Annotated in this window: 25 protein-coding genes and 2 tRNA genes; 7 read left to right on the top strand and 20 right to left on the bottom strand. The window is 41.0% G+C overall.

Annotation, left to right across the window (positions count from 1 at the left end; translation table 11 throughout):
- Nucleotides 1-67: 67 nt before the first annotated feature.
- The 10 genes from infB to rlmE form a co-directional block, all read right to left on the bottom strand.
- The gene (gene infB, locus AACV00_RS01165) at nucleotides 68-2,818 is read right to left on the bottom strand and encodes a translation initiation factor IF-2 (RefSeq protein WP_004246237.1); all 2,751 of its coding nucleotides are present in this window, start codon (nucleotides 2,816-2,818) and stop codon (nucleotides 68-70) included.
- Nucleotides 2,819-2,840: 22 nt separating this feature from the next.
- On the bottom strand, nucleotides 2,841-4,349 hold the full coding sequence (gene nusA / locus AACV00_RS01170) for a transcription termination factor NusA (protein ID WP_004246238.1): 1,509 nt from the start codon (nucleotides 4,347-4,349) through the stop codon (nucleotides 2,841-2,843).
- 20 nt (nucleotides 4,350-4,369) lie between these two features.
- Nucleotides 4,370-4,822 (bottom strand): ribosome maturation factor RimP, encoded by a 453-nt coding sequence (rimP, locus tag AACV00_RS01175; RefSeq protein WP_004253010.1) that lies wholly within the window; start codon nucleotides 4,820-4,822, stop codon nucleotides 4,370-4,372.
- Nucleotides 4,823-5,021: 199 nt separating this feature from the next.
- A tRNA-Met gene (locus AACV00_RS01180) sits at nucleotides 5,022-5,098 on the bottom strand.
- Between the two features lie 60 nt (nucleotides 5,099-5,158).
- Nucleotides 5,159-5,248 (bottom strand) — tRNA-Leu (locus AACV00_RS01185).
- Nucleotides 5,249-5,312: 64 nt separating this feature from the next.
- The gene (gene secG / locus AACV00_RS01190; protein WP_004246240.1) at nucleotides 5,313-5,657 is read right to left on the bottom strand and encodes a preprotein translocase subunit SecG; all 345 of its coding nucleotides are present in this window, start codon (nucleotides 5,655-5,657) and stop codon (nucleotides 5,313-5,315) included.
- Nucleotides 5,658-5,823: 166 nt separating this feature from the next.
- On the bottom strand, nucleotides 5,824-7,161 hold the full coding sequence (glmM, locus tag AACV00_RS01195) for a phosphoglucosamine mutase (RefSeq protein ID WP_004246241.1): 1,338 nt from the start codon (nucleotides 7,159-7,161) through the stop codon (nucleotides 5,824-5,826).
- Nucleotides 7,158-8,000: a dihydropteroate synthase gene (gene folP / locus AACV00_RS01200; protein WP_161680009.1), complete on the bottom strand. Its 843-nt coding sequence runs from the start codon at nucleotides 7,998-8,000 to the stop codon at nucleotides 7,158-7,160. The genes glmM and folP overlap by 4 nt, the downstream gene beginning before the upstream one ends.
- Nucleotides 8,001-8,081: 81 nt before the next feature.
- Complete coding sequence (gene ftsH, locus AACV00_RS01205) at nucleotides 8,082-10,031, bottom strand: ATP-dependent zinc metalloprotease FtsH (RefSeq protein ID WP_004253013.1); 1,950 nt, start codon at nucleotides 10,029-10,031, stop codon at nucleotides 8,082-8,084.
- Nucleotides 10,032-10,078: 47 nt separating this feature from the next.
- Nucleotides 10,079-10,708 carry a 23S rRNA (uridine(2552)-2'-O)-methyltransferase RlmE gene (gene rlmE / locus AACV00_RS01210; RefSeq protein WP_004246244.1) on the bottom strand — a complete coding sequence of 210 codons (630 nt, stop codon included), beginning with the start codon at nucleotides 10,706-10,708 and terminating at the stop codon, nucleotides 10,079-10,081.
- 145 nt (nucleotides 10,709-10,853) lie between these two features.
- Between rlmE and yhbY the strand changes: the two genes are divergently transcribed.
- Nucleotides 10,854-11,147, top strand: a complete 294-nt coding sequence (gene yhbY / locus AACV00_RS01215; RefSeq protein WP_012368729.1) for a ribosome assembly RNA-binding protein YhbY — start codon at nucleotides 10,854-10,856, stop codon at nucleotides 11,145-11,147.
- Between the two features lie 121 nt (nucleotides 11,148-11,268).
- On the opposite strand, the gene greA is transcribed toward yhbY, so the two are convergent.
- Nucleotides 11,269-11,745, bottom strand: coding sequence for a transcription elongation factor GreA (greA, locus tag AACV00_RS01220; protein ID WP_004249606.1), 477 nt, complete (start codon nucleotides 11,743-11,745; stop codon nucleotides 11,269-11,271).
- A 413-nt stretch (nucleotides 11,746-12,158) separates the two neighbouring features.
- On the opposite strand from greA, the gene dacB reads away from it, so the two are divergent.
- A complete protein-coding gene (gene dacB / locus AACV00_RS01225; RefSeq protein ID WP_004249607.1) occupies nucleotides 12,159-13,601 on the top strand; it encodes a serine-type D-Ala-D-Ala carboxypeptidase in 1,443 nt (480 codons plus the stop codon).
- Between the two features lie 110 nt (nucleotides 13,602-13,711).
- Here dacB and cgtA read toward each other — a convergent pair whose 3' ends face one another.
- The 3 genes from cgtA to rplU form a co-directional block, all read right to left on the bottom strand.
- Nucleotides 13,712-14,881 carry an Obg family GTPase CgtA gene (cgtA, locus tag AACV00_RS01230; RefSeq protein ID WP_161680011.1) on the bottom strand — a complete coding sequence of 390 codons (1,170 nt, stop codon included), beginning with the start codon at nucleotides 14,879-14,881 and terminating at the stop codon, nucleotides 13,712-13,714.
- A gap of 131 nt (nucleotides 14,882-15,012) precedes the next feature.
- A complete protein-coding gene (rpmA, locus tag AACV00_RS01235) occupies nucleotides 15,013-15,270 on the bottom strand; it encodes a 50S ribosomal protein L27 (protein WP_004246250.1) in 258 nt (85 codons plus the stop codon).
- A 19-nt stretch (nucleotides 15,271-15,289) separates the two neighbouring features.
- A complete protein-coding gene (rplU, locus tag AACV00_RS01240) occupies nucleotides 15,290-15,598 on the bottom strand; it encodes a 50S ribosomal protein L21 (RefSeq protein ID WP_004246251.1) in 309 nt (102 codons plus the stop codon).
- A gap of 262 nt (nucleotides 15,599-15,860) precedes the next feature.
- Between rplU and ispB the strand changes: the two genes are divergently transcribed.
- Nucleotides 15,861-16,832 carry an octaprenyl diphosphate synthase gene (ispB, locus tag AACV00_RS01245; protein WP_004246252.1) on the top strand — a complete coding sequence of 324 codons (972 nt, stop codon included), beginning with the start codon at nucleotides 15,861-15,863 and terminating at the stop codon, nucleotides 16,830-16,832.
- A 46-nt stretch (nucleotides 16,833-16,878) separates the two neighbouring features.
- On the opposite strand, the gene AACV00_RS01250 is transcribed toward ispB, so the two are convergent.
- A complete protein-coding gene (locus AACV00_RS01250; RefSeq protein WP_004246253.1) occupies nucleotides 16,879-17,295 on the bottom strand; it encodes a DNA-binding protein in 417 nt (138 codons plus the stop codon).
- Nucleotides 17,296-17,373: 78 nt separating this feature from the next.
- Nucleotides 17,374-17,721, bottom strand: coding sequence for a DNA-binding protein (locus AACV00_RS01255; protein WP_004246254.1), 348 nt, complete (start codon nucleotides 17,719-17,721; stop codon nucleotides 17,374-17,376).
- 185 nt (nucleotides 17,722-17,906) lie between these two features.
- Between AACV00_RS01255 and AACV00_RS01260 the strand changes: the two genes are divergently transcribed.
- Entirely contained in the window at nucleotides 17,907-18,173 is a 267-nt protein-coding gene (locus tag AACV00_RS01260; protein ID WP_004246255.1) for a helix-turn-helix domain-containing protein, read from the top strand.
- A gap of 100 nt (nucleotides 18,174-18,273) precedes the next feature.
- Here AACV00_RS01260 and mdh read toward each other — a convergent pair whose 3' ends face one another.
- Nucleotides 18,274-19,212, bottom strand: coding sequence for a malate dehydrogenase (mdh, locus tag AACV00_RS01265; RefSeq protein ID WP_004246256.1), 939 nt, complete (start codon nucleotides 19,210-19,212; stop codon nucleotides 18,274-18,276).
- A gap of 450 nt (nucleotides 19,213-19,662) precedes the next feature.
- Between mdh and argR the strand changes: the two genes are divergently transcribed.
- Nucleotides 19,663-20,133 (top strand): transcriptional regulator ArgR, encoded by a 471-nt coding sequence (gene argR / locus AACV00_RS01270; RefSeq protein ID WP_004246257.1) that lies wholly within the window; start codon nucleotides 19,663-19,665, stop codon nucleotides 20,131-20,133.
- Nucleotides 20,134-20,201: 68 nt separating this feature from the next.
- On the opposite strand, the gene mpl is transcribed toward argR, so the two are convergent.
- Nucleotides 20,202-21,581, bottom strand: coding sequence for a UDP-N-acetylmuramate:L-alanyl-gamma-D-glutamyl-meso-diaminopimelate ligase (gene mpl / locus AACV00_RS01275; protein ID WP_004246258.1), 1,380 nt, complete (start codon nucleotides 21,579-21,581; stop codon nucleotides 20,202-20,204).
- A 165-nt stretch (nucleotides 21,582-21,746) separates the two neighbouring features.
- On the opposite strand from mpl, the gene fbp reads away from it, so the two are divergent.
- On the top strand, nucleotides 21,747-22,754 hold the full coding sequence (fbp, locus tag AACV00_RS01280; protein ID WP_004249610.1) for a class 1 fructose-bisphosphatase: 1,008 nt from the start codon (nucleotides 21,747-21,749) through the stop codon (nucleotides 22,752-22,754).
- Between the two features lie 199 nt (nucleotides 22,755-22,953).
- Complete coding sequence (ppa, locus tag AACV00_RS01285; RefSeq protein WP_004246260.1) at nucleotides 22,954-23,481, top strand: inorganic diphosphatase; 528 nt, start codon at nucleotides 22,954-22,956, stop codon at nucleotides 23,479-23,481.
- 77 nt (nucleotides 23,482-23,558) lie between these two features.
- Here ppa and AACV00_RS01290 read toward each other — a convergent pair whose 3' ends face one another.
- Nucleotides 23,559-24,752, bottom strand: coding sequence for an MFS transporter (locus AACV00_RS01290; RefSeq protein WP_004253020.1), 1,194 nt, complete (start codon nucleotides 24,750-24,752; stop codon nucleotides 23,559-23,561).
- 8 nt (nucleotides 24,753-24,760) lie between these two features.
- Complete coding sequence (locus AACV00_RS01295) at nucleotides 24,761-26,053, bottom strand: dTDP-4-dehydrorhamnose 3,5-epimerase family protein (protein WP_036908448.1); 1,293 nt, start codon at nucleotides 26,051-26,053, stop codon at nucleotides 24,761-24,763.
- Nucleotides 26,054-26,076: the final 23 nt, after the last annotated feature.

Consider the following 26,076-nt stretch of genomic DNA (forward strand, 5'->3'; position numbering starts at 1 on the left):
TAGCATAAAGAGAGGAATAAGAAGGGAGCCATTAAGCTCCCTTCCTTTTTAAATCAGACGTACTCGATTAATCGATAGAACGTTTAATTTCGATAACTTGGAACACTTCAATCATATCGCCAACACGGACATCGTTGTAGTTTTTCACACCGATACCACATTCCATACCATTACGGACTTCGTTGACGTCATCTTTAAAGCGACGCAGTGATTCAAGCTCACCTTCGTAAATAACCACGTTATCACGTAATACGCGAATAGGATTGTTACGTTTGATATTACCTTCAACCACCATACAACCCGCGATAGCGCCGAATTTAGGTGATTTAAACACATCACGAACCTCAGCAAGACCCATGATTTCTTGTTTGTATTCAGGCTCTAACATACCGCTCATTGCTGATTTAATTTCATCAATCAAGCTATAGATAACGGAGTAGTAACGTAAATCAACACTTTCTTGTTCGATAATACGACGAGCAGAAGCATCAGCACGAACGTTGAAACCAAGAATGATAGCATCAGAAGCAGCCGCTAAAGTCGCATCTGTTTCAGTGATACCACCCACGCCAGAACCGATAATTTTCAGTTTAACTTCATCTGTAGAAAGTTTAACTAATGCATCAGTGATGGCTTCACAAGTTCCTTGAACATCCGTTTTCAGTACGATGTTCAGTTCAGAAACTTTACCTTCTTCCATGTTAGCAAACATGTTTTCCAGTTTAGATTTCTGTTGACGAGCCAGTTTCACTTCACGGAATTTACCTTGACGATATAAGGCAACTTCACGCGCTTTTTTCTCATCACGAACAACGGTTGCTTCATCACCCGCAGAAGGTACATTAGACAGACCTAAAATCTCAACAGGCATTGATGGGCCGGCAGATTGTACTTCTTTACCTAATTCGTTACGCATTGCACGAATACGACCGTATTCAAAGCCACACAGAACGATATCACCTTTATTCAAAGTACCTTCACGAACAAGGATAGTCGCAACAGGACCACGGCCTTTATCGAGGTAAGATTCGATAACAACACCGCTTGCCATACCCTCTTTTACTGCTTTCAGTTCAAGAACTTCCGCTTGTAATAAGATAGCATCCAGCAACTCGTCAATACCTAAACCTTGTTTTGCTGACACATGGATAAACTGAGTCTCACCACCCCAATCTTCTGGCAGAATGCCATATTGAGACAGCTCAGTTTTAACACGATCAGGATCAGCTTCTGGTTTATCAATTTTGTTCACGGCAACAACAACAGGCACATTTGCTGCTTTGGCGTGTTGGATAGCTTCGATAGTTTGTGGCATCACACCATCATCAGCAGCAACAACCAGAACAACGATATCCGTTACCTGAGCACCACGGGCACGCATTGAAGTAAATGCGGCGTGACCTGGAGTATCTAGGAAGGTAATTTCACCTTTGTCGGTTTTAACGTGATAAGCACCGATATGCTGAGTAATACCACCTGCTTCACCTGAAGCCACTTTCGTTGAGCGAATGTAGTCGAGTAAAGAGGTTTTACCATGGTCAACGTGACCCATAATAGTCACAACAGGCGCACGAGATACAGCCATTTCATCGCTAGTATCACGGTCGTTCATCACTTGTTCTTCTAACTCGTTTTCACGACGTAAGATAACTTTGTGACCCATTTCTTCCGCAACCAGTTGTGCCGTTTCTTGGTCTAAAACTTGATTGATGGTTGCCATTGCACCCATTTTCATCATTGTTTTAATGACTTCAGAACCTTTCACTGCCATTTTGTTTGCTAAATCAGCAACTGAAATAGTCTCACCAATGACAACATCACGGTTTACGGCAGCTGCTGGCTTATTGAAGCCTTGCTGTAATGTGCTATTTTTACGTCCTTTGCCTTTCTTGTTAGAACGGCCAGCAGCGCGAGCTTCTTCACGATCTGCTTTTTCAGAGTGACGGTTATTTTTCTTTGGACGAGGGGCTTTTGCTGCACGACCACGGCCACGGCCACCTTCAACCTCAGCATCACTTTCATCTTCTGCATCACGCGCATAGCGAGATGTCGTCACATGATAGTCAGTGCCTTCTGTTTCAGATGACGTATCTGAAGTCCATTTTTCAGCATTTTCTTCCGCTAAGCGACGCGCTTTTTCTGCTGCAATGCGAGCTTCTTCTTCAGCTTTACGACGCTGAGCTTCTTCTGTTTTACGTTTCAGTTCAGCCTGTTCGGCTATGCGACGTGCTTTTTCCTGATCAGCCTTATCAGCTTTTGGTTTCTCGTTTTGTTTCACTTTGTCTTTTTCCGCTGCTTCGCGCTTAGCTAATTCCGCTGCTTCACGTTTTGCTTCTTCAGCTTCACGTTTTGCCTTTTCTTCAGCCTTTTTCTTGGCTTCTTCAGCTTCACGTTTTGCTTTTTCTTCAGCTTCGCGCTGTGCTTTCTCTTGTGCTTCGCGCTGTGCTTTTTCTTCTGCTTCGCGACGCGCCTTTTCTTCCGCTTCACGCTGAGCTTGCTCTGCCGCTTGTGCTTTTTCAACTGCATCACGGTTCACATAAGTGCGTTTTTTGCGGACTTCGATGGCTACTGATTTATTTTTGCCACCTGTACCAGGAACACTTAACGTACTACGCACTTTGCGCTGTAACGTTAATTTTTCTGGTTGGCTGGTTGACTCTTTATCACGGTTCAACCAAGCCAGCAAGGTTTCTTTCTCTTTTTGGGAGACAGAATCAGAGACGGTTTTCTTAATACCGGCATCAGCAAACTGCTGTACCAAACGTTCAACCGGTGTCTGAATCTCTTCTGCAAGTGATTTTACTGTTTCATCTGTCATTCTGTTCCTTCCTGCTCAGTTGTTACGCATCATTCCCAAACCAGCAGATATTACGAGCAGCCATAATGAGCTCGCCTGCGCGCTCACTATTTAAACCGTCAATATCAGTTAGGTCGTCGATACCCTGTTCGGCAAGATCTTCCAGTGTGCAGATACCACGGGCAGCTAGATCAAATGCTAAAGAACGTTCCATGCCTTCGAGAGCTAATAAGTCCTCAGCTGGCTGGTTATCGCCTAGGCTTTCTTTTTGAGCTAGTTCAATCGTTGTTAATGCCGCTTTTGCTCTTTCTCGTAATGCTTCAACTGTTTCTTCATCAAGACCGTCGATAGCTAACAGTTCGTCAATCGGCACATAAACTAACTCTTCAAGGGTAGAGAAACCTTCTTCAACTAAAACAGTTGCGAAGTCTTCATCAATGTCGAGATGCTTAGTAAATATTTCAATGGCTGCGTTTGCTTCTGCCTGATGCTTAGCATTCAGTTCATCTGCAGTCATGACATTCAGCTCCCATTTGTCATCACCGCGATGTTTTTTCAGTAATTGTGCTGCTAAGCGAACATTTTGACCATTACGGCCAATCGCTTGGGCAAGATTACTGCTTTCAACAGCGACGTCCATTGTACATTTGTCTTCATCGACAACAATAGAAGCAACATCTGCCGGAGCCATTGCATTAATCACGAATTGTGCAGGATTATCATCCCACAGAACAATATCAATTCGTTCACCGCCCAGTTCACTGGAAACGGCTTGTACACGTGCACCACGCATACCAACACAAGCACCCACAGGGTCGATGCGTTTATCGTTGGTTTTTACAGCGATTTTGGCACGAGAACCTGGATCACGTGCTGCAGCTTTAATCTCAATGATCTCTTCGCCAATTTCAGGTACTTCAATGCGGAATAATTCGATCAGCATTTCAGGACGAGAACGTGTTACGAAAAGTTGTGCACCACGAGTTTCTGTACGAACATCGTATAAGACACCACGTACACGGTCACCTGGGCGGAAATTTTCACGCGGTAGCATATCTTCACGTAAGATAACGGCTTCTGCGTTATTTCCTAAATCTAGGGTGATGTTATCGCGGTTTACTTTTTTCACAACGCCCGTGATAATTTCGCCTAATTGTTCGCGGAATTGATCAACAACCATCGCTCTTTCAGCTTCACGTACTTTTTGTACGATCACTTGTTTTGCGGTCTGGGTGGTAATACGGTCGAAAGTAACAGACTCAATTTGGTCTTCAATGAAGCCGCCTAGTTCAATTTCAGGCTCTTCGTATTTAGCCGCTTCAAGTGTGATTTCACGAGTAGGCTGAGTAACTTCTTCAACCACAAGCCAACGACGGAAAGTATCAAAATCCCCCGTTTTACGATCAATGCAAACTCGTACATCAATCTCTTGCTCATATTTTTTCTTAGTCGCTGTCGCTAATGCAGTTTCCAGTGCTTCGAAAATCTTCTCACGAGGAAGAGATTTTTCGTTAGAGACCGCTTCCACAACAGCCAGAATCTCTTTGTTCATCCTAGTTGCCTCTTCAAAACTTAAAAGTGGGGTACCAGGTTAGCTTTCTGGATGTTGCTCAGTGCGAACACTTCGTCTTTACCATCCACAGTAACCGTGATCATTTCGCCAGCGACAGACTTAATAATGCCCTGCCATTTACGGCGGTTTTGCATCGCAATTCGTAATACAACGGCGACTTCTTCGCCGATAAATTGCTCATAATGCGTTGTAGTGAATAAAGGTCTTTCTAAACCAGGAGATGAGATCTCAAGGTTATAAAATGTTTGAATTGGATCTTCAACATCCAGCACAGCACTGACCTGGTGGCTAACATCAGCACAATCATCAACAGTGATACCTTCTTCACTATCAATATAGATACGCAATGTTGATACTCGACCACGAATAAACTCAAGACCAACAAATTCAAAGCCTAATGCTTCTACTGGTGCTGAAACCATCGCTGTTAATTTTTGCTCTAATGTGGACAAACCCACCCCCAAGGCATAAAAAAAGGGCTTATAGCCCAGTATTCTATTCTCTGATAACAAAAAACCCCGAAATTCGGGGCTTTATGCAACTGGACCCTGTAACTTGCCAATCGAGATAACCTCTTCTACGGCACATTCCACTCAGGATCATAATCGGTTTACAAGATGATTAATGAGAAAAGTGCTGTATTGTTAGAAGTGGTTGCGGGGGCTGGATTTGAACCAACGACCTTCGGGTTATGAGCCCGACGAGCTACCAAGCTGCTCCACCCCGCGTTCGAAAAACGTGGCAAATTTTACGCTGATAACAAGCAAAACGCAAGCTATCTGGAATAATGGTGCCGAGAACGGGACTTGAACCCGTACGCCCGTTTTGTAGGCACTACCACCTCAAGGTAGCGTGTATACCAATTTCACCACCTCGGCACTTTAATGAGACTGTTTATTTAACCAAAACCCCAAACAATCTCATTTTTAACTATTACTTAGTTTACTGCGGAATATCTGTGTTTGCTGGTGCTACAGGCGCTGCTAATTGCTCAGCTTTTTTCGCTTCTTCTGCAGTCTGCTCGATAGACATCCACTTACTGTCTTCACGAACAGTTTTATTGGCACTTAAATTACCTAAAATAAGGCAAAGTACAATAAACACTGTTGCTAAAACAGCGGTCATACGGGTCATGAAATTTGCTGAACCGCTTGAACCAAATACTGTACCGGAAGCACCTGCACCAAAAGAAGCGCCCATATCAGCACCTTTACCCTGCTGTAACAGGATCAGACCAACCAGCCCTGTTGCTGCAATGATAAGAATAACAATGAGTGCTGTATACATTTGCGTTACCTATTCTATGGAACTTATCGCCTATGCGATAACCTTCGATTGCTTCACCCGCTTTAGTTCAACGACCTTACTAAGCGGGTGTGAATACTAACCAAACCTGAACTGACAAGCAAGGTTATTTTACTATAAAGTGATTAATTGAAGAAAAAAACAGCAATTAGCCAACATGTTTTACTGCATCAGCAATACGATTCGCCATCGCTGTGACTTGCTCTTCATTTTCGCCTTCAACCATCACTCGAATTAATGGTTCTGTTCCTGATTTACGTAATAAAACGCGTCCCTTACCACCAAGCTCCGCCTCAACTTCTTTTGCGACTTGCTGAACTTCTGTGGATTGTAGAGGATCGTGATTTCCCGTAAAACGAACATTCACCAAAATTTGTGGTAATAATTTCATGCCACTGCATAGATCATGCAAGCTCATATGGTTACGAACCATTGCGCTTAATACTTGTAGACCAGCAACAATACCATCACCCGTTGTTGTCTTATCAAGTAAAATAATATGACCCGAGTTTTCCGCCCCTAAACGCCAGCCTTTTTCTTGCAATTTCTCAAGCACATAGCGGTCACCCACTTTGGCTCTCACAAAAGGAATACCAAGCTGTTTTAAGGCAATCTCTAACCCCATATTACTCATTAGTGTACCGACGGCACCACCACGTAGTTGACCTTGGCGTAACGCTTCTCGCGCAATGATATAGAGAATTTGGTCACCATCTACTTTTAGGCCTTTATGATCAACCATAATAATACGGTCACCATCACCATCAAAGGCTAAACCAACGTCGGCACCCTCTTCTAACACGCGTTTTTGCAACATGCGTACATCTGTTGCACCACATTCGTCATTGATATTGATGCCCGTAGGCTCACAACCAATAGTGATAACCTCAGCCCCGAGTTCACGAAAAACATTAGGCGCAATATGGTAAGTTGCACCATGGGCACAATCCACAACAACTTTTAACCCATTTAAATTATTTTCGTTAGGGAACGTACCTTTACAAAATTCAATATAACGGCCCGCGGCATCAACAATGCGATTCGCACGCCCTAATTCTGCGGACTCTACACAAGTGATCGGTTTTTCCATTTCCGCTTCAATGGCTTCTTCTACTTCATCAGGTAGTTTTGTACCATCAATGGAGAAGAATTTGATGCCATTATCATAATAGGGATTATGAGAAGCAGAAATCACTATGCCAGCTTCTGCTCTGAAAGTACGGGTTAAATAAGCGACCGCGGGGGTTGGCATCGGGCCTGTAAATGAAGCGGATAATCCCGCAGCAGCAAGGCCTGCTTCTAGAGCCGATTCCAACATATAACCAGAAATACGAGTATCTTTACCAATAATGATTTTACGTGAGCCGTGACGTGCAAGTACTTTACCTGCAGCCCAGCCTAGCTTTAATACAAAATCAGGTGTAATAGGGCTGTCACCTACTTTTCCACGGATACCGTCTGTTCCAAAGTATTTACGTTCGCTCATTCATTATTTTCCTTTGCAGAAAGAGTCGCCTGCACGACTTTCATCGCATCTACAGTCTCTTTAACATCGTGTACACGAATAATTTGTGCCCCTTGCATTGCAGCAATAACTGCGCAAGCAACACTACCAGCAACACGCTCTTGTGGCGGAACATTGAGTAACTGTCCTACCATTGATTTACGTGACATTCCGGCGAGTATCGGTAAACCAAAGTGATGAAAATCACTTAGATGTGCTAATAATTGATAATTATGCGCTAAATTTTTACCAAAGCCGAAGCCTGGATCAAGAATAATTTGATTTTTCTCGATACCAGCATCAATACAACGTTGAATATTCTCTGCCAGAAAAGCATCAACTTCTATCATCACATTCTTATACTGCGGCGAATGTTGCATTGTTTTAGGTAAACCTTGCATATGCATAATACAAACAGGTAACCCCGTTTTTGCAGCCGCCTGAAGTGCTCCAGGTTCGGTAAGTGAACGTATATCATTGATAATAGAGGCACCCGCTTGAGCGGACTCCGTGATCACTTGTGCTTTGGATGTATCAACAGAAATCCACACATCAAAACGTTGCTGGATAGCTTCGACCACAGGAATAACACGATGTAACTCTTCATCGACAGAAATATCACTGGCACCCGGCCTTGTTGATTCACCACCGATATCGATGATAGAAGCCCCTTCAGCAATAAGTTTAGCGGCGTGGTTAATAGCATCATTAAGAGAGTTATGCGTTCCGCCATCAGAAAATGAATCTGGCGTCACATTTAAAATGCCCATCACTTGGGGTGAAGATAAATTAAGCTCTTTTCCTCTGGCAATTAATTTCATTTCGTTGATACCTATATAAAAAAACCCCAGAAAGCCTGGGGTTTGTATTTATAGCTTACTCAATATAAAACCCGATAAGGATTAATGAGTATTGTTATCAGAAGGTGTGTCACTCTCTGATCCTGACTTATTATTTGGCTCATTCGTCACATGTGTTTGTGTCGGCTGTGCTGTAGCGGTAGTTGCACCACTATTGCCATTATTGCCTTCCCAACCTGCCGGTGGACGAACTTCACGACGATTCATTAAGTCATCAATTTGAGGTGCATCAATGGTTTCATAAGTCATTAATGCATCTTTCATTGAGTGCAGAATATCTAGGTTGTCCATCAGGATTTGACGAGCACGGGTATAGTTACGATCGATGATAGCTTTAATTTCTTCGTCGATAGTACGTGCCGTTTCATCTGACATATGTTGCGCTTTAGCAACTGAACGACCTAAGAACACCTCACCGTCTTCATCAGCATACAGTAATGGCCCTAATTTTTCAGAGAAGCCCCACTGTGTCACCATGTTACGTGCAATATTGGTTGCCACTTTGATATCATTAGAAGCCCCTGTCGAAACATGTTCAGGCCCATAAATGATCTCTTCCGCTAAACGGCCACCATAAAGTGTTGAAATTTGGCTTTCCAGTTTTTGACGGCTGGCACTGATTTGGTCACCTTCAGGTAAGAAGAAAGTCACACCTAATGCACGTCCACGAGGGATAATCGTCACTTTGTGTACCGGATCATGTTCAGGCACTAAACGACCAATAATGGCGTGTCCCGCTTCATGATAAGCCGTTGATGCTTTTTGTTCTTCGGTCATAACCATTGAACGGCGTTCAGCACCCATCATGATCTTATCTTTTGCTTTTTCGAACTCGACCATTGAAACAACACGTTTGTTACCGCGTGCGGCAAATAGTGCAGCTTCATTAACCAAGTTTGCCAAGTCAGCACCGGAGAAACCCGGAGTACCACGAGCAAGGATCGCAGGATCAACGTCTGGTGATAATGGCACTCGGCGCATATGCACTTTCAGAATTTGCTCACGACCACGAACATCTGGTAAACCTACGACGACTTGACGGTCAAAACGACCTGGACGTAATAATGCAGGGTCTAATACGTCAGGGCGGTTAGTTGCGGCAATCACGATGATACCTTCGTTGCCTTCAAAACCATCCATTTCGACCAGCATCTGGTTCAGCGTTTGTTCACGTTCATCATGACCACCGCCAAGACCGGCACCACGTTGACGACCAACCGCATCGATTTCATCGATAAAGATGATACAAGGTGCTGCTTTTTTAGCCTGTTCAAACATATCACGAACACGAGAAGCACCGACCCCGACAAACATTTCAACGAAGTCAGAACCAGAAATAGTAAAGAAAGGTACTTTTGCTTCACCAGCAATCGCTTTTGCTAATAATGTTTTACCCGTACCCGGAGGACCAACCATTAGGATACCTTTCGGAATTTTACCACCTAATTTCTGGAAACGACCCGGATCACGTAAATACTCAACTAGCTCGCTGACTTCTTCTTTTGCCTCATCACAACCTGCAACATCAGCAAAGGTTGTTTTGATTTGGTCTTCTGTCAACATGCGAGCCTTACTCTTACCAAAAGACATCGCACCTTTACCGCCACCACCTTGCATTTGGCGCATAAAGAAGATCCAAAGACCAATCAGTAAAAGCATTGGGAACCAAGACACAAAAATTTGTGTTAGAAGGCTTTGACCTTCAATGGGTTCACCGGTCACTTTTACATTACGGTTCATTAAAGTGGTCAGCAGGTTATCATCACGCATAGGCATATACGTGCTGTACTTTGAGTTATCTGTTTTAGTTACATTAATATCATAACCACTTATGCTGACCTCGCGTAACTGGTTATTAGTTAACTCATTGATAAAGGTAGAGTAATCCACCTTACGACTATTCGAATCGCTGGGTCCGAAGCTCTGGAATAATGACATCAATACGACTGCAATGACTAACCAGAGGATCAGGTTTTTCGCCATGTCACTCAAGGGATTAACCTCATATTACAACTGTGTTAACAAATAGCTTTAGGGTACTAAAGTTTACGCCCTGTGGCTACAATATATACCTCACGAGAACGAGACCGCGAAGCGTCTGGTTTACGAACTTTCACTTTCGTAAACAGGGAGCGTATTTGCCCCAGGTACTCATCAAAGCCTTCTCCCTGAAACACTTTGACAATAAAACTTCCCCCGGGAGCCAGCACATCACGACACATATCAAGCGCTAACTCTACTAAATACATGGATCGAGGAATATCGACCGCGGGTGTTCCGCTCATGTTTGGAGCCATGTCAGACATGACAACCTGGACTTTATTATCACCTACTCTATCAAGCAATGCCTTCAATACAAGTTCATCACGAAAATCGCCTTGAAGGAAATCGACACCAACGATAGGATCCATAGGTAAAAGGTCACATGCGATGATCCTACCTTTATTTCCTAACTGCTGTACGACATATTGAGACCACCCACCCGGAGCAGCACCTAAATCGACAACGGTCATACCTGGTTTGAAAATGTTATCACTTTGCTGAATTTCTTCCAATTTAAACCAAGCTCGAGAGCGAAACCCTTTTTTCTTTGCTTGTTGAACATATTTATCACTAAAATGTTCTTGTAACCAGCGGCTAGAGCTTGCCGAACGTTTTTTATTGGCCATTGCGTTTTCCAACTATCATACACTTAGCAATCAAAAATTTTACTACTTCACTCATTTTACCGCATCTTGACGACATTTTATGGTGATAAATGAGAGATGGCGTTAGAATAGACCGTTTTCAATCCCAACTAAGCAAAAATTAATGATGACTCTTAACAAAAAACAAATTCAACACCTGAAAGGGCTCGCTCATCATCTCAATCCTGTCGTTATGATCGGTAACAACGGGTTGACTGAAGGCGTTCTTGCAGAAATTGAAATCGCTCTGGCACATCATGAGCTTATCAAAGTCAAAATCGCAGGCGAAGATCGAGATGTTAAAAACTTGATCGTGGCAGCGATTGTGCGTGAAAGCGGTGCACAGAATGTACAAGTTATCGGAAAAATGGTTGTTCTTTATCGCCCTTCTGAAGCGCGTAAAATTATTTTACCGAAATAAAACTTATACCTTTATATAAAAATGCCATAACTAACTCTATGGCAAAAAAGGCCTTTTCAGGCCTTTTTAATATTACCACAGGATAGCATTCTAGTTTTCTATAGAAACGTAAAATTACAAATTAAATATATTCTACGTTTAAAACTTCATACTCTACTTGGCCGCCTGGGGTGTTAATGACCACCACATCATCTAACTCTTTACCAATCAATCCACGGGCAATCGGTGAGTTGACTGAAATTAAGTTTTCTTTAATGTTTGCTTCATCATCACCAACAATGCGGTATTTTTGCTCTTCTTCAGTATCCACATTGAGTAACGTCACCGTGGCACCAAAAATAATACGTCCATTATTTGTCATTTTAGTGATATCAATGACTTGCGCATTTGATAATTTTGCTTCAATTTCTTGAATGCGGCCTTCACAGAAACCCTGTTGTTCACGAGCTGCGTGATATTCCGCGTTTTCTTTTAAGTCGCCATGTTCCCGTGCCTCAGCAATGGCCGCGGTAATTTCTGGGCGACGAACAGTTTTTAGATATTCCAGTTCTTCGCGTAATTTTTCTGCTCCGAGAACTGTCATAGGGATCTGATTCATGTGTTAATACCTCAATACTATTCCTAATAAAAAATAGGTATCATCCTGATTTTTTATACTAACAACACAGAGAAAAGGTTCTACTTTACTCTTCTCAAGACAAAAAAAGACACAGGCAGCCTTAATGAGGGCCTGTCCCTTTATATATTCGATGAATAGAAAATAATTGTAACTTTCTACCCTTTTGGTTGGGAAGTAGTAAAAACCTCCCTTATCTAAAGCTAAACTAAATCTAACACAAGAGGCCAATGGCTTCACGTCTTATTCTCGTTTTAAAAACAGGATAAGTAATATTTTCTGATAATCAGATAATCACACGTGTTACCGTTTACTTTTGCCCTCATTGCCCTTTAGTATTAGCCTCTGGCAATCAACACTATAGCGTTAAGCTTATAGTTACGGATAGAGAAATTATGCGCTTATTACCTATATTCCGCGGAATATTTTATACCTTGAGTCTGTTAAGCTTTTCAACCCTCGCCATTCCTGTTGAAAAATATATAGAACTTTTGCCTGATGGCACTCAAGTCGGTTTAATCACCCAAACTGTTGGCGCATCCTCCCCTAACCTAACTTATAATGATAATCAATTATCTTTGCCAGCCAGCACACAAAAAGTGGTCACAGCTTTAGCCGCCCTATTGCAATTAGGGGGCGATTATCAATTTACCACCACAATGGAAACGGAAGGTAAGATAAAAAACAATCAACTAGAGGGTGATTTAATTTTCCGTTTTAGTGGTGATCCTACGCTAACTCGCCAGCAATTACGAGCAATGGTTGCCGTATTAAAACAATCCGGCGTCACAAAAATAACGGGAAATTTATTAATTGATACCTCTGCTTTCTCCAGCCATGACAAAGCGCCGGGATGGGTTTGGAATGATATGACCCAATGCTTTAGTGCCCCACCAAGTGCCGCTATTGTAGATAAAAATTGTTTTTCCGTCTTACTGCAAAGTGGTCAAAAAGAAGGTGATATCGCCACCATACGTAAAGCGTCTTTTTATCCTGTCACGGTTTTAAGCGAAGTTGAAACCTATGAAAAAGGCTCAACACGAACCCGCTTTTGCGAATTAGACGTCACGGTGAGAGATTTAAATACTTATGTGATAACAGGCTGCATTCCTAAACGTGAAGAAGCCATGCCGCTGATGTTTTCCATTCAAGATGGTGCGCACTGGGCAGGTATATTGCTAAAAGAAGAGTTACAACGTGCAGATATTGAGCTGGACGGTTATGTCAAACGCCGCTCCCAACCTAAAGCCCCTGTTACTGTTTTAGCACAAACACAATCTAAACCGTTACACACTTTATTGACGACGATGTTAAAAGAGTCTGACAATATGATTGCAGATGCCGTATTTAGAACTATTGGTCGTGAATATTATGGTGTAGCTGGCACTTGGCGTTCAGGGGCGGATGCCACTCGTGCTATTTTAAAACAAAAAGCGGGCATTGATTTAGCTAATACAATTATGGTGGATGGATCTGGGCTTTCCCGCCATAACCTGATAGCCCCCGCAACCATGATGCAAGTATTACAATATGTCGGACAACATGATAGTGAGTTAAATTTTATCAGTATGCTTCCTCTTGCCGGTCATGATGGTACATTGCAATATCGTGGTGGTTTTACTGAAGCGGGCGTCAACGGTAAAGTTTCCGCTAAAACAGGTTCACTCAAGGGAGTGTATAATCTAGCTGGCTTTATGACCACAGCCAATGGACAGAAAGTGGCATTTGTACAATTTATTTCTGCCTACTCTCCCCCTACACAAAATCGCAATGCTGGACGCGCCTATTTGGTTCGTTTTGAAACGAATTTATATAAAGATATCTATAACAATAGATAGCACTATTATTTGTTAGAAAGTAAAAACGCCTGAAAATTCAGGCGTTTTTTATGTCTCACTATCTGTATGTCTATACGATACCGAGACAACAATACCGATAAAAAGAGAGATTAACGTTGGTAGATAAACTCTACACCATCATCATCTTCTTCATCCCAATCTTCGTCATCGTCTTCAAGGTCAGGATTTTCAAGTTGTTCTTTATGGTAGTCATCCCACATAAAATCAACTTTTTCTTCAGTGGCTAAAGCGGTAGCAATATCTTGCTCACGTGGGGTTACTTTCAGGAATTCCATAATATCCCAACAAAGTTTTTTCACCCCTTCTTGGTTGATAGCAGCAATCATATAATAATCACCTTCCCAACCCAACGCTTCAACTATCGCTTGCGCTTTCTGTTTTGCTTCATCGGCATCAAGCAGATCCACTTTATTGAAAACTAACCAACGTGGTTTTTGTGCCAGTTTATCGCTGTATTTTTCTAATTCAGAAATAATGATTTTGGCATTTTCAACGGGATCAGAACCATCAATAGGATCGATGTCGATCAAATGCAATAATACACGGCAACGTTCTAAATGTTTCAGGAACTGGATCCCAAGACCCGCGCCATCAGCAGCCCCTTCGATCAGCCCCGGTATATCCGCAACTACAAAGCTTTGATGGCTGTCCATACGCACAACACCTAAGCTAGGTACTAGTGTAGTAAATGGATAATCTGCCACTTTGGGTTTGGCTGCCGAGACGGCTCGAATAAAGGTAGATTTACCGGCATTCGGCATACCTAACATACCTACATCCGCAAGTAGCATCAGCTCTAACAGTACTTCACGTGATTCACCTGGTGTACCCATTGTGCGTTGACGTGGTGCACGATTGACTGATGATTTAAAACGCGTATTCCCTAAACCATGGAAGCCACCTTTAGCGACCATTTGTTTTTGACCATGTACCGTTAAGTCAGCAATGATCTCACCTGTAGCAAGATCACGGGCACGCGTCCCCACAGGGACATTAATAGTAATATCTTGACCACGTTTTCCCGTACAATCACGGCTTTGGCCATTTTCACCACGCTCAGCGCGGTAAGATTTAGTAAAACGGTAATCGATAAGGGTGTTGAGGTTTTCGTCTGCAACCATGTAGACATCACCACCATCACCGCCATCACCACCGTCTGGTCCCCCTTTCGGGATATATTTTTCTCGACGAAAGCTTACACAGCCGTTACCACCGTCGCCAGCGACGATTAGGATCTTGGCCTCATCAACAAATTTCATGATTTTACTCCGTATGATAGCCATTAACGTGCTGGATGGCCGAAATTACCCAGAGATGGCCTTTTTTAAATATAAAAAGCCCCGCAACAGACTGTGCAGGGCTTTTAACTCGGTGTTTAAAGGACCGGTAATTATTCAGCTTCGATGCTGATAAATTTACGATTGTTTGGACCTTTAACTTCGAATTTAACTTTTCCGTCAGCTAACGCAAACAGGGTGTGGTCACGACCACAACCAACGTTAGTACCTGCATGGAACTTAGTACCACGTTGACGAACGATGATGCTACCTGCTAATACAGCTTCACCACCGAAACGTTTTACACCTAGACGTTTTGCTTCGGAATCGCGACCGTTACGAGTCGAGCCGCCAGCCTTTTTGTGTGCCATTAATCTGCTCTCCTAAACCTTAAGCGATACCAGTGATTTTAACATCAGTAAACCACTGACGGTGGCCCTGTTGTTTACGGCTGTGTTTACGACGACGGAACTTAACAATTTTAACTTTCTCGCCGCGACCGTGAGCAACCACTTCCGCTTTAACTTTAACGCCCTCAAGGATTGGAGCGCCAATTTGAATGTTGTCGCCATCAGCGACCATCATGACGGTGTCAAACTCAATAGTTTCGCCAGTTGCTACTTCAAGCTTTTCTAAGCGAATTGTTTGACCTTCGCTGACTCGGTGTTGTTTACCACCACTTTGGAAAACCGCGTACATATAAACTCCGCTTTCCGCACACTCCCAATATGTATAATTTGAGTGCACAATTAAAATATTCACATAGGGCGCGAATTCTACGCAAATTTAGTCGCGATGACAAGTATAGATCGCAAACAACCAGCAAAAAAAAGAGTTTTTTACACAATATTTATTTCAGCCATTTTTAAAGTACAATCTAAATTATAAGAGAGTAAAATCTATGGCATGATCATTTTTTATTAATTATAACGCGCTCATTGGCGAGCCAAAGTCGAAAAACATGAATTTAGAATCTATTATAAAACTCACATCCGCTGATATGGCTGCGGTAAATGACGCAATTCTTTACCAGCTTAATTCAGATGTTTCTTTGATAAACCAGCTTGGTTACTACATCATTAGCGGTGGTGGTAAAAGGATCCGCCCAATGATCGCTGTTCTGACCGGCCGAGCTTTGGATTATCAAGGGGACAAACATATCTCTGTCGCCGCTTTAATTGAATTTATTCATACCGCAACATTATTGCACGACGATGTTGTTGATGAATCCGATATGCGTAGAGGCAAACAAACAGCTAATGCTGTGTTTGGTAATGCTGCAAGCGTGCTGGTAGGTGACTTTATTTATACACGATCTTTTCAGATGATGACGGATCTTGATTCCATGCGCGTGCTAAAGCTGATGTCTAGCGCAACCAATGTGATCGCTGAAGGTGAAGTATTACAATTAATGAATTGTAACGATCCTGACATTACTGAAGATGACTATATGCAAGTTATCTACAGTAAAACCGCTCGTTTATTTGAAGCTGCCTCTCATGCGTCAGCCATCCTCTGCGGAGCCACTCCAGAGCAAGAGAAAGCTTTCCAAGATTATGGTCGTTATCTTGGTACCGCATTCCAGCTGATTGACGATTTACTGGATTATGATGCAGATAATACCCAATTAGGTAAAAATACCGGTGACGATCTGGATGAAGGTAAACCTACTTTGCCTTTACTTCATGCCATGCACCATGGTAACGAAACAGAATCACAACTCATTCGTCAAGCCATTGAAAAAGGTAACGGCCGTCATTTACTCGACACTGTGTTAAAAACGATGAAACAGTGTGGCTCACTGGAATATACCCGCCAAAAAGCGGAAGAAGAAGCCGATAAAGCCATTGAGGCGTTAGCGATTATTCCTGATTCATCTTACAAAGATGCATTAATTGGCCTTGCGCACGTTGCTGTGCAACGACAATCGTAATTTTCATACCTAAACCCCATAAAGTATGAGAAGCCCGTCAGAGCGACTATGTCGACTCTGGGGGGCTTTTTAATTTTTGAACCACTTCTTCATTTTCTCGTTCGATCTCTTCTTGATTGTCAGCATCAATATAGCTAATTAACTTAGCGAGACCTTCTCGTAAAACAAATTTTACGATTTTTTCACGCTCTGATTTTGTTAGCTGATAATAAGCTTCCACCCAGATAAGAAAGGCATCCTGACGCTTAGATAAATATTCTGCAGGAGGCTCATGCGCCGCTAACACACTCACCACCTCTTCAGGGAGGCTTTTAACCGAGTACTCAACGGCTTTACCTTGTACTCCACGCTTACGGCGATTTTCCCATCCTTCACGGCGTGCCATTAAATTGACCCCTTGTGGAGAATTAGGTAACCCTGCAAGCCCTACTAATTCTTTTGCTGTATACCATTCTTTTTTCATGATCTCATCTCACATTCAACTAAGAGGTTAGTCAGATATCGGTTGCGGATAACGCAATAGCGCGTTCTTTAAAGTCGCTTAATCTTTGACGATCTTTTCTAAAAAACTTCTAATACCATCCCGCAAGATCAGCTCTGTTACTGTTTTTTGTTCACCATCATTAAGTTGTTGGAATGCTTTCACCCAGATAACGAGTGGCTCCTCTTTATTTAGTTTGTAATGTGCTAATGGTTCATAAAGCTCCAGAGCAATTAAAGTTTCTTCTGGTAAACAAGAGTAATGATATTCAACGCCATTTCCTTGTTTATTAGTTCTCTTTTGTTTTAACCAAGATTCACGTTTAGCTTTTGCATTTACACCTTGTGGTGATTTAGGTAATCCACCTATACCCGTCAATTCCATTGCCGTATACCACTCTTTTTTCATTACGTTTCTCTAAAATTGTTATCAACTTCAAAAAAGAAATTATTAAGAAAAAAATCAGAAATATTTTTAGAAAAATAATGTTATTTTATTTTCTAAATAATCAGTTTAATGCTTTTAAGCATTTCTAATAAACTGTTATTTATACCACTAACACAGCATTTAATTTTATAGAAAAAGGATTAAAAATGATTTCAAGGAAATCTGATTGGCATCCTGCCGATATTATTGCCGCACTCAGAAAACGAGGCACAACACTGGCAGCCATCTCTCGCCAAGCTGGTTTAAGCTCTTCAACACTGGCTAACGCACTGTCACGCCCTTGGCCAAAAGGTGAGAAAATCATTGCTGACTTTCTAGGTGTAGCGCCTTCGGAAATTTGGCCCAGTCGTTATTTTCATCCTGAAACAGGAGAATTACTTGAACGGAAGATACGCGACAAAACCAATAATTAACTAATAATTACATATATTATAATTAATAAAAAAAACCGCTGATACACTATCAGCGGTTTTTATTTAAATTTACATTATTTTAAAGCAAAAAGGTTATTTTTTATTTATTAATAAATTCTTCGCCAAGAATTATATCTTTTTTCAATACATCCAACATGCCATTAAGAGATTGTTTTTCAAAATCACTTAATTGACCGATTGGTAGATATTCTTCAACACCATTCTTACCTAAACGAACAGGTTGTGCAAAGAAACGGGCATGTTCACCATCGCCTTCGGTATAGGTGCACTCAATAACATCTTTTTCGCCATTTAAAGCACGGATCAATGAAAGACCAAAGCGCGCAGCTGCTTGTCCCATTGATAATGTGGCTGATCCGCCACCCGCTTTAGCTTCAACAACCTCAGTTCCCGCATTTTGAATACGTTTTGTTAATGCAGCAACTTCTTCATCAGTAAATGACACACCGGCTACTTGAGATAGCAAAGGAAGAATAGTGACACCTGAGTGTCCACCAATGACCGGAACATTCGTTGTTTGTGGATCTTTGCCTTTTAATTCAGCAACAAAAGTATTCGCACGGATAATATCCAGTGTTGTCACACCAAATAGGCGTTTTTTATCATAAACACCGGCTTTTTTCAGTACTTCAGCAGCGATAGCAACCGTAGTATTGACTGGATTAGTAATGATACCAATAAGCGCCTTAGGGCAGTTTTGTGCAACTTTTTCAATAAGATTACGCACGATCCCTGCATTTACATTGAAAAGATCAGAGCGATCCATACCCGGTTTACGGGCAACACCGGCAGAAATTAAAACAACATCTGCATCTTTTAATGCAGGAGAAGGATCTTCGCCAGCAAAACCTTTTACCCTTACTTGAGTAGGTATATGACTTAAGTCCGCTGCAACACCCGGTGTAACCGGAGCGATATCATATAAAGAGAGTTCACTACCAGCTGGAAGCTGATTTTTAAGAAGAAGTGCCAGTGCCTGACCAATACCACCCGCTGCACCGAGAACTGCTACTTTCATTCTGATACTCCTTAGTTTACGAGATAGTGGAACGCCTTTGATATACTCACTATTACGCAACACACCTAGTAAAGAAAACAATTATTTAACAGCTATATTGCATAATAAGGCATTTGTAGTAAAAAATAATACTTCGGTTATTCTAAACAAATTGCTTATCTGTTAATGAGATAGCGGGCACTCTTTTGAGAAATAATTCCAATAAATATCGCTAAGTGCTAAACGAACTATCTCATATTGCATAATCATTTAAGATTATCATTTAGTTAACAAATTATTTACCTAATCAAGATTATCGCATTCAATATCGAGAAATAAAACTTTTTTGAGTTAACACACAAAAACACACATCAACCAAGAAGAGAAACAAGATTAACGGAGCTAATGTTGCATAAAAATTCACTTCTCTGCATAATGTGCGAGTTATTGATAACTCACTAAAGGTGAACTATGCGCACTCCTTCTAAGCAAGAAGACTTGGTTAAAGCATTTAAAGCCCTGCTGAAAGAAGAAAAATTCAGTTCACAAGGCGAGATTGTAACCGCATTACAAGAAGCTGGTTTTGATAATATTAACCAGTCTAAAATCTCTCGTATGCTAACAAAATTTGGCGCAGTAAGAACGCGTAATGCCAAAATGGAAATGGTTTACTGCCTGCCAACAGAACTTGGTGTACCAACAGCAAGTAGCCCATTGAAAAATTTGGTACTTGATATTGACCATAACCACTCAGTAGTGGTTATTAGAACCAGCCCCGGTGCCGCACAGCTTATTGCACGTTTATTAGATTCTTTAGGTAAAGCAGAAGGGATCCTCGGAAGTATCGCTGGTGATGACACTATTTTTTCTACACCCGCGCCAGGATTCTCAACAGAAGAACTACGAGATGCGATTTTAAACCTATTTGATCAGGAATTATAAATAGCGACTTCAGGAAAATAGGTCATAAACAGTAAGCCACTGAAATTTCAGTGGCTTACTTATTTAAATTAATATTGATCCACAGATGATTTTGGTGTGGCTAATTTCGCCAGGAGTTTTTCATGTATACCACCAAAGCCACCATTGCTCATGATCAAAATATGATCACCCGGTTTAGCTTCTTTAGCAACCATCTCCACTAATGTATCAATATCCGTGCTCCAACGAGCAGGCTGTACACACTTCTCGGCAATATCACTGACTAACCATTGAATGTTAGGTGGCTGAAATAAGAAAACTTCATCAGCACGTCCCAATGCCGGGGCGATATCATCTTTACTGATCCCCATCTTCATCGTATTAGAGCGAGGTTCTAATACCGCAATAATACGTGCTGTTCCGCCAACTTTACTACGTAACGCTTCAAGGGTTGCTAAAATCGCCGTAGGATGATGGGCAAAGTCATCATAAACACTCACTTGATTTACTTCACCCCGTAACTCTAAACGACGACGGGCGTTAATAAATTTATTGAGTGCTGCGCATGCATCTACCGGTAATACACCAACGTGGTGAGCTGCCACAATGGCCATTAAGCCATTTTGCATATTGTGTTCACCCGAAAGTCCCCAACAAACCTCACCGACTTGCTCACCTTTATGGAACACTGCAAAGTGGCTACTGTCATTACTGATCTTTTTCGCCTGCCAATCACCCGTCTCACCGGTGTACTCTTCCTCACTCCAACATCCCATACCAATGGTCTGTTTTAAGTTCAGATCGTTATCAGGCATGATAATTTTGCCACTGCCCGGCACAATACGGACTAAATGATGAAACTGTTTTTGAATCGCCGTTAAATCATCAAAAATATCCGCATGATCGAATTCCAGATTATTTAAGATAAGCGTACGTGGCGAGTAATGAACAAATTTAGAACGTTTATCAAAGAAAGCACTGTCATACTCATCAGCTTCAATAACAAAAAACGGGCTTTCCCCCAATTGTGCTGAAACTTGAAAGTTACCCGGCACACCACCAATTAAAAAACCAGGTTGATAACCACAATCTTCTAAAATCCAAGCCAGCATACCTGCCGTAGTCGTTTTACCATGGGTACCCGCAACGGCCAAAACCCAACGCTCAGGCAAAATATAGTCATGTAACCATTGTGGCCCTGATGTGTAAGGCAATCCTTTTTCAAGTACCGCTTCAACACAAGGATTCCCTCGAGTCATCGCATTGCCAATAATCACCATGTCAGGAGCAGGTTCCAATTGTTGTGGATCATAACCTTCGATTAGCTCAATGCCTTGATTTTCCAATAATGTGCTCATTGGAGGATAAACATTTGCATCAGAGCCAGTTACTTTATGCCCTTTCGCTCGAGCTAAGATGGCAAGACTTCCCATAAAGGTGCCACAAATACCAAGAATATGAATGTGCATGAATTTCTTTCCAATAGCATGAAGTTGGTCACTATTCTAACCATCAAAAAGCAGATTAGAAACGGATTAACCTTTGAATCATGCGATTCTTTGGATAAACTTGCCACTAATAAGGAAACTTTTTTCCTTTTTATATTTTATCCATTCACATTCAGGACCCACGTCATGAAAACATTAGGCGAATTTATCGTCGAGAAACAACAAGATTTTCCCCATGCAACTGGCGAATTAACGGCATTGCTGTCAGCCATTAAGCTTGGGGCTAAAATTATTCACCGTGATATTAATAAAGCTGGGTTAGTCGATATTCTTGGCACTAACGGTGTTTCTAATGTTCAAGGTGAAGCCCAGATGAAACTGGATCTTTACGCGAATGAGAAACTAAAAGCAGCACTTAAAGCTCGTGGTGAAGTTGCGGGGATCGGTTCGGAAGAAGAAGACGATATCGTTATCTTTGAAGGTGATCGTGCGGAAAATGCCAAGTATGTGGTATTAATGGATCCATTGGATGGTTCTTCTAATATCGATGTAAACGTTTCCGTTGGTACTATTTTCTCTATTTACCACCGTATTACGCCTATTGGCCAACCAGTGACACTAGATGATTTCCTGCAACCCGGTAATCGCCAAGTTGCTGCGGGTTATGTCGTTTATGGCTCATCTACTATGTTGGTTTACACTACCGGTTGTGGTGTACATGCCTTTACTTACGATCCTTCTTTAGGGGTTTTCTGTTTATCTCACGAAAGTGTTCATTTTCCGCCTACCGGAAATATGTATTCAATCAATGAAGGTAACTACATTAAATTCCCATTAGGGGTAAAAAAATACATCAAGTATTGCCAAGAGCAGGATGCAGCGACTAACCGTCCTTATACAACTCGCTATATTGGCTCTTTGGTTGCGGATTTCCATCGTAACTTGCTCAAAGGGGGGATTTATATTTACCCAAGTACGGCAAGTCATCCAAATGGTAAATTACGCTTACTTTATGAATGCAACCCAATGGCATTCCTCGCGGAACAAGCGGGTGGTAAAGCCAGTAATGGTAAAGATCGTATTTTAGATATCAAACCAACAGAGTTGCACCAACGCATGCCATTCTTTGTGGGTACTAAAGCGATGGTCGAACAAGCAGAAGCATTTATGGCTCAATATCCAGACGAAGAATAAATTTTCTTTTTGTCAGGATATAGTTAAACCGGGCTTAATTAACGCGTCCGGTTTTTTCATCTCCCAAAATAGCTAATTCGTGTATTTGTTGCTTATTTTTACCTCAAAAGGCAACCTGTACGGCAAAAAACGGGTATTGTTAAAAACTTTTCGCTATACTACGAGCCACGTCAAATTAATTTTTCATAGGAAATTTTTTATGAGCCTGAATCATGTTCCTGCTGGTAAAGAACTACCAGAAGATATCTATGTTGTTATTGAAATTCCAGCCAATGCTGATCCAATCAAATACGAAGTTGATAAAGAAAGTGGTGCACTGTTCGTTGACCGTTTTATGTCAACAGCGATGTTCTACCCATGCAACTACGGTTACATCAACAACACATTATCTTTAGATGGTGATCCAGTAGACGTTCTGGTTCCAACTCCATACCCATTACAACCAGGTTCAGTCATTCGTTGCCGTCCTGTTGGCGTACTGAAAATGACTGATGAATCAGGTGAAGATGCAAAACTGGTTGCTGTACCACACACTAAACTAAGTAAAGAATACGATCACATTAAAGATGTGAACGATCTACCTGAATTATTAAAAGCTCAAATCAAACACTTCTTCGAACATTACAAAGATTTAGAATCTGGTAAATGGGTAAAAGTTGATGGTTGGGAAGGCGTAGAAGCGGCTAAAGCTGAAATTCTGTCTTCTTTTGAACGCGCAAAAAAATAATTCTGTGTCATTAGAATTAGCGTTGCTAAGTAATCCATTGGTTGCTTAGCCAAAATAAGCCCACTTCAAATGTGGGCTTATTTTATGATTATCTCTTTTTTATGGTTTAACCGCATAATAAGCATTACGCCACTCACCAAGGTGATCGCCATAGCGATTATCATCAATATATATACTGTCGAAATATTCCCTGTAGAGAAAAAGAGCAATCCCCCAACAATAGGCAAAATCAGTTGATTAAACAATATAATCAGTGAGGAAATGCTGGCTAATTGTGTCACAGGAATAATTTCTATTCTTAACATCCGTAAAATATTCCCTGAAAAAACCTTACCAATAATGGATAGGGCATAAAAGAGAATAAAAGCCGTGATATCATGTTGAAAAATAACCAATAGAAAAGAACTTATTGTAATGATACAAATTGATAGAGACATTAATAATTTTCGATTTAAATAATGGGTTAGATAACCATATAAATAAGTTCCTATCACGCCACAGATCCCCGCAGAAATATCAATAAAGCCATAATATTTAATGGGTAAATTCATCGATTGGTCGATCAACGCCGCCCCACTCGACTCAATTAATCCATCAAACATATTATTGCCGATAGCAATTAAAATAGAAAAAACCAAAATAGGAGACGTAAAAATCACCACTATCCTTTTCGTCACCTGTAATGTCTCTGTTAGGCTATGTAACTGAGTGGCAGATTGGCGCTGTTTTGGTACTAGGTAAAAGAACAAAAAGAACACGGCGTTAATGAAATAAAATAGACAGGGAATAATCAGTAAATAATGGTAACCATAATCAATAAATAACATGCCGATTAATGGGCCGATGATCATGCCCAAAAAATCCATTCGAGACATTATATTAATATGATGTTCTTTATGGCGACTCATCAAGGCAATAATTTTTTCATATGAAATCAGTGTCTGTGAATTACCAATAGAAATTAAGCTACCCACTAATCCAAAACTAATTGCAATAACTAAATCAGAGGAAAAATCTACTATTAATAAAAATAAACAACCGATAATTTTACAGCTATCGGAAATAACAGAAACAGGACGGACACCTAGACCATCAATATATTGACCAATAAGCGGTATTAAAAAAATACGTGGTAACCACCATAAAGCGTATGTCAATCCTGCATATTCAATGCTTGTTGTTAATTGATAAACAATAACAGGTGTCAAAAAAACCATTAGACCATCTGCACTTAATACCAAAAAAAGCATATAGAAAAAGACAATACGCATAATAGAGGTTACACCTTTTCTTTAATTAATACTTTAATAGGCTGATTATTTTCATCATAAACAATAATCGATTTTGGGGTATGATGGGTGGGCTTATGTTTCATTAACGCTTGTTGTTTAGAAACAAGAAATTGATAATAGGTTAAATCTGCTGCTATTTTATTAACACGATAAGCTTGATAATTTTTATTAGCGATTTTCCAATCAATCACATCATGACCCGGAATATATTCTTTTTCTTCGTCCAAATAGATAACAGGTCGATTGACAGTAATGATATTCGCCATATTAAATAAGGCATGGGCAACACCACAGGGGATCACTAATTCAATATTGGGTGCCGGATCAAAAACCATTTCATCTTCATAAAATAGCGTAGGCGAATCTTCACGCATATCCACCAGCTTAATAGTGATTTTACCCGAGGTATCTCCTAAAAAAGTTAAATGATCTTCTTGCCCTAAATGTAATCCATAAGAGTCGAAATCATAAGCCTCCTGACCATGTTCAACTAGATACATAGGGGATTGTCGCGTTAATGGGACAATGCCACTCTCTTTGCCCGTATGCAGGGTCGCCATTTCACGAAATTCAACACCTAAAATAGTGGATGTAGGTAATGATTGTTTTTGAACATCGGCAATTTTCTCTCGCAACCTTACATTAATTTCATCGCCATTATCTAAGCGAATTTTACGAGTTTCAGAGTGTAAAAATCGATGTTGGCTTAACCACTGCTGTTGTATCTCAGCAACTCGATAGTAGACCAGCGCCGAAGCTTCTTCTGTCATCGGCTCATAGCCTTCAATCTCATTAATATCGATATCTTCCGGCAGATTTATCACATCATTATTAGGTGACCAATTTAATGTTTCATTTGCTAATTGCTCAATAGTAGGTAAAAAAAGAGAGTAGCTATTTAAGGTAAAAACATTTTCTAGATGGGAAAAAGTATGAGCAACTCCTGGGGGAATAATAAGTGTTCTTGCGGATGATGGGGTTATCTCCAAACTTAATTCTGATTTAAATGTCGGTGAGTTTTTACGACAATCAATAAATTTAGCCAGTATCTTTTGTTTTTTATCACCTAAAAAGGTGAGTGTATCTTGCTGGCCAAGATGAATGCCATACTGCCCATATTTAAATTCGCTTTTACCGTGATAAACAATATTAATAGGATAGGTTGTTGCGAAAGGAATAACATAAGACTGATGTTTTCCATTATTCACTCGCCAGCGTTCAATCCAATGTAATCCGACAATATTAATATCTTTATTAAGTTCATTAATATCCTTATTCACTATTGCCTCCTTTCATTTAAAAA

Origin of the sequence: Proteus sp. G3927, assembly GCF_963894685.1 — a bacterium.
In the GTDB taxonomy this organism is placed as follows: domain Bacteria; phylum Pseudomonadota; class Gammaproteobacteria; order Enterobacterales; family Enterobacteriaceae; genus Proteus; species Proteus mirabilis.

Bases quoted from the DNA above. Each gene is read 5' to 3' on its own strand.
- infB (WP_004246237.1), bottom strand. From the start codon at position 2,818: ATGACAGATGAAACAGTAAAATCACTTGCAGAAGAGATTCAGACACCG.
- nusA (WP_004246238.1), bottom strand. From the start codon at position 4,349: ATGAACAAAGAGATTCTGGCTGTTGTGGAAGCGGTCTCTAACGAAAAA.
- secG (WP_004246240.1), bottom strand. From the start codon at position 5,657: ATGTATACAGCACTCATTGTTATTCTTATCATTGCAGCAACAGGGCTG.
- glmM (WP_004246241.1), bottom strand. From the start codon at position 7,161: ATGAGCGAACGTAAATACTTTGGAACAGACGGTATCCGTGGAAAAGTA.
- folP (WP_161680009.1), bottom strand. From the start codon at position 8,000: ATGAAATTAATTGCCAGAGGAAAAGAGCTTAATTTATCTTCACCCCAA.
- rlmE (WP_004246244.1), bottom strand. From the start codon at position 10,708: ATGGCCAATAAAAAACGTTCGGCAAGCTCTAGCCGCTGGTTACAAGAA.
- yhbY (WP_012368729.1), top strand. From the start codon at position 10,854: ATGACTCTTAACAAAAAACAAATTCAACACCTGAAAGGGCTCGCTCAT.
- greA (WP_004249606.1), bottom strand. From the start codon at position 11,745: ATGAATCAGATCCCTATGACAGTTCTCGGAGCAGAAAAATTACGCGAA.
- dacB (WP_004249607.1), top strand. From the start codon at position 12,159: ATGCGCTTATTACCTATATTCCGCGGAATATTTTATACCTTGAGTCTG.
- cgtA (WP_161680011.1), bottom strand. From the start codon at position 14,881: ATGAAATTTGTTGATGAGGCCAAGATCCTAATCGTCGCTGGCGACGGT.
- rpmA (WP_004246250.1), bottom strand. From the start codon at position 15,270: ATGGCACACAAAAAGGCTGGCGGCTCGACTCGTAACGGTCGCGATTCC.
- rplU (WP_004246251.1), bottom strand. From the start codon at position 15,598: ATGTACGCGGTTTTCCAAAGTGGTGGTAAACAACACCGAGTCAGCGAA.
- ispB (WP_004246252.1), top strand. From the start codon at position 15,861: ATGAATTTAGAATCTATTATAAAACTCACATCCGCTGATATGGCTGCG.
- AACV00_RS01250 (WP_004246253.1), bottom strand. From the start codon at position 17,295: ATGAAAAAAGAATGGTATACAGCAAAAGAATTAGTAGGGCTTGCAGGG.
- AACV00_RS01255 (WP_004246254.1), bottom strand. From the start codon at position 17,721: ATGAAAAAAGAGTGGTATACGGCAATGGAATTGACGGGTATAGGTGGA.
- AACV00_RS01260 (WP_004246255.1), top strand. From the start codon at position 17,907: ATGATTTCAAGGAAATCTGATTGGCATCCTGCCGATATTATTGCCGCA.
- mdh (WP_004246256.1), bottom strand. From the start codon at position 19,212: ATGAAAGTAGCAGTTCTCGGTGCAGCGGGTGGTATTGGTCAGGCACTG.
- argR (WP_004246257.1), top strand. From the start codon at position 19,663: ATGCGCACTCCTTCTAAGCAAGAAGACTTGGTTAAAGCATTTAAAGCC.
- mpl (WP_004246258.1), bottom strand. From the start codon at position 21,581: ATGCACATTCATATTCTTGGTATTTGTGGCACCTTTATGGGAAGTCTT.
- fbp (WP_004249610.1), top strand. From the start codon at position 21,747: ATGAAAACATTAGGCGAATTTATCGTCGAGAAACAACAAGATTTTCCC.
- ppa (WP_004246260.1), top strand. From the start codon at position 22,954: ATGAGCCTGAATCATGTTCCTGCTGGTAAAGAACTACCAGAAGATATC.
- AACV00_RS01290 (WP_004253020.1), bottom strand. From the start codon at position 24,752: ATGCGTATTGTCTTTTTCTATATGCTTTTTTTGGTATTAAGTGCAGAT.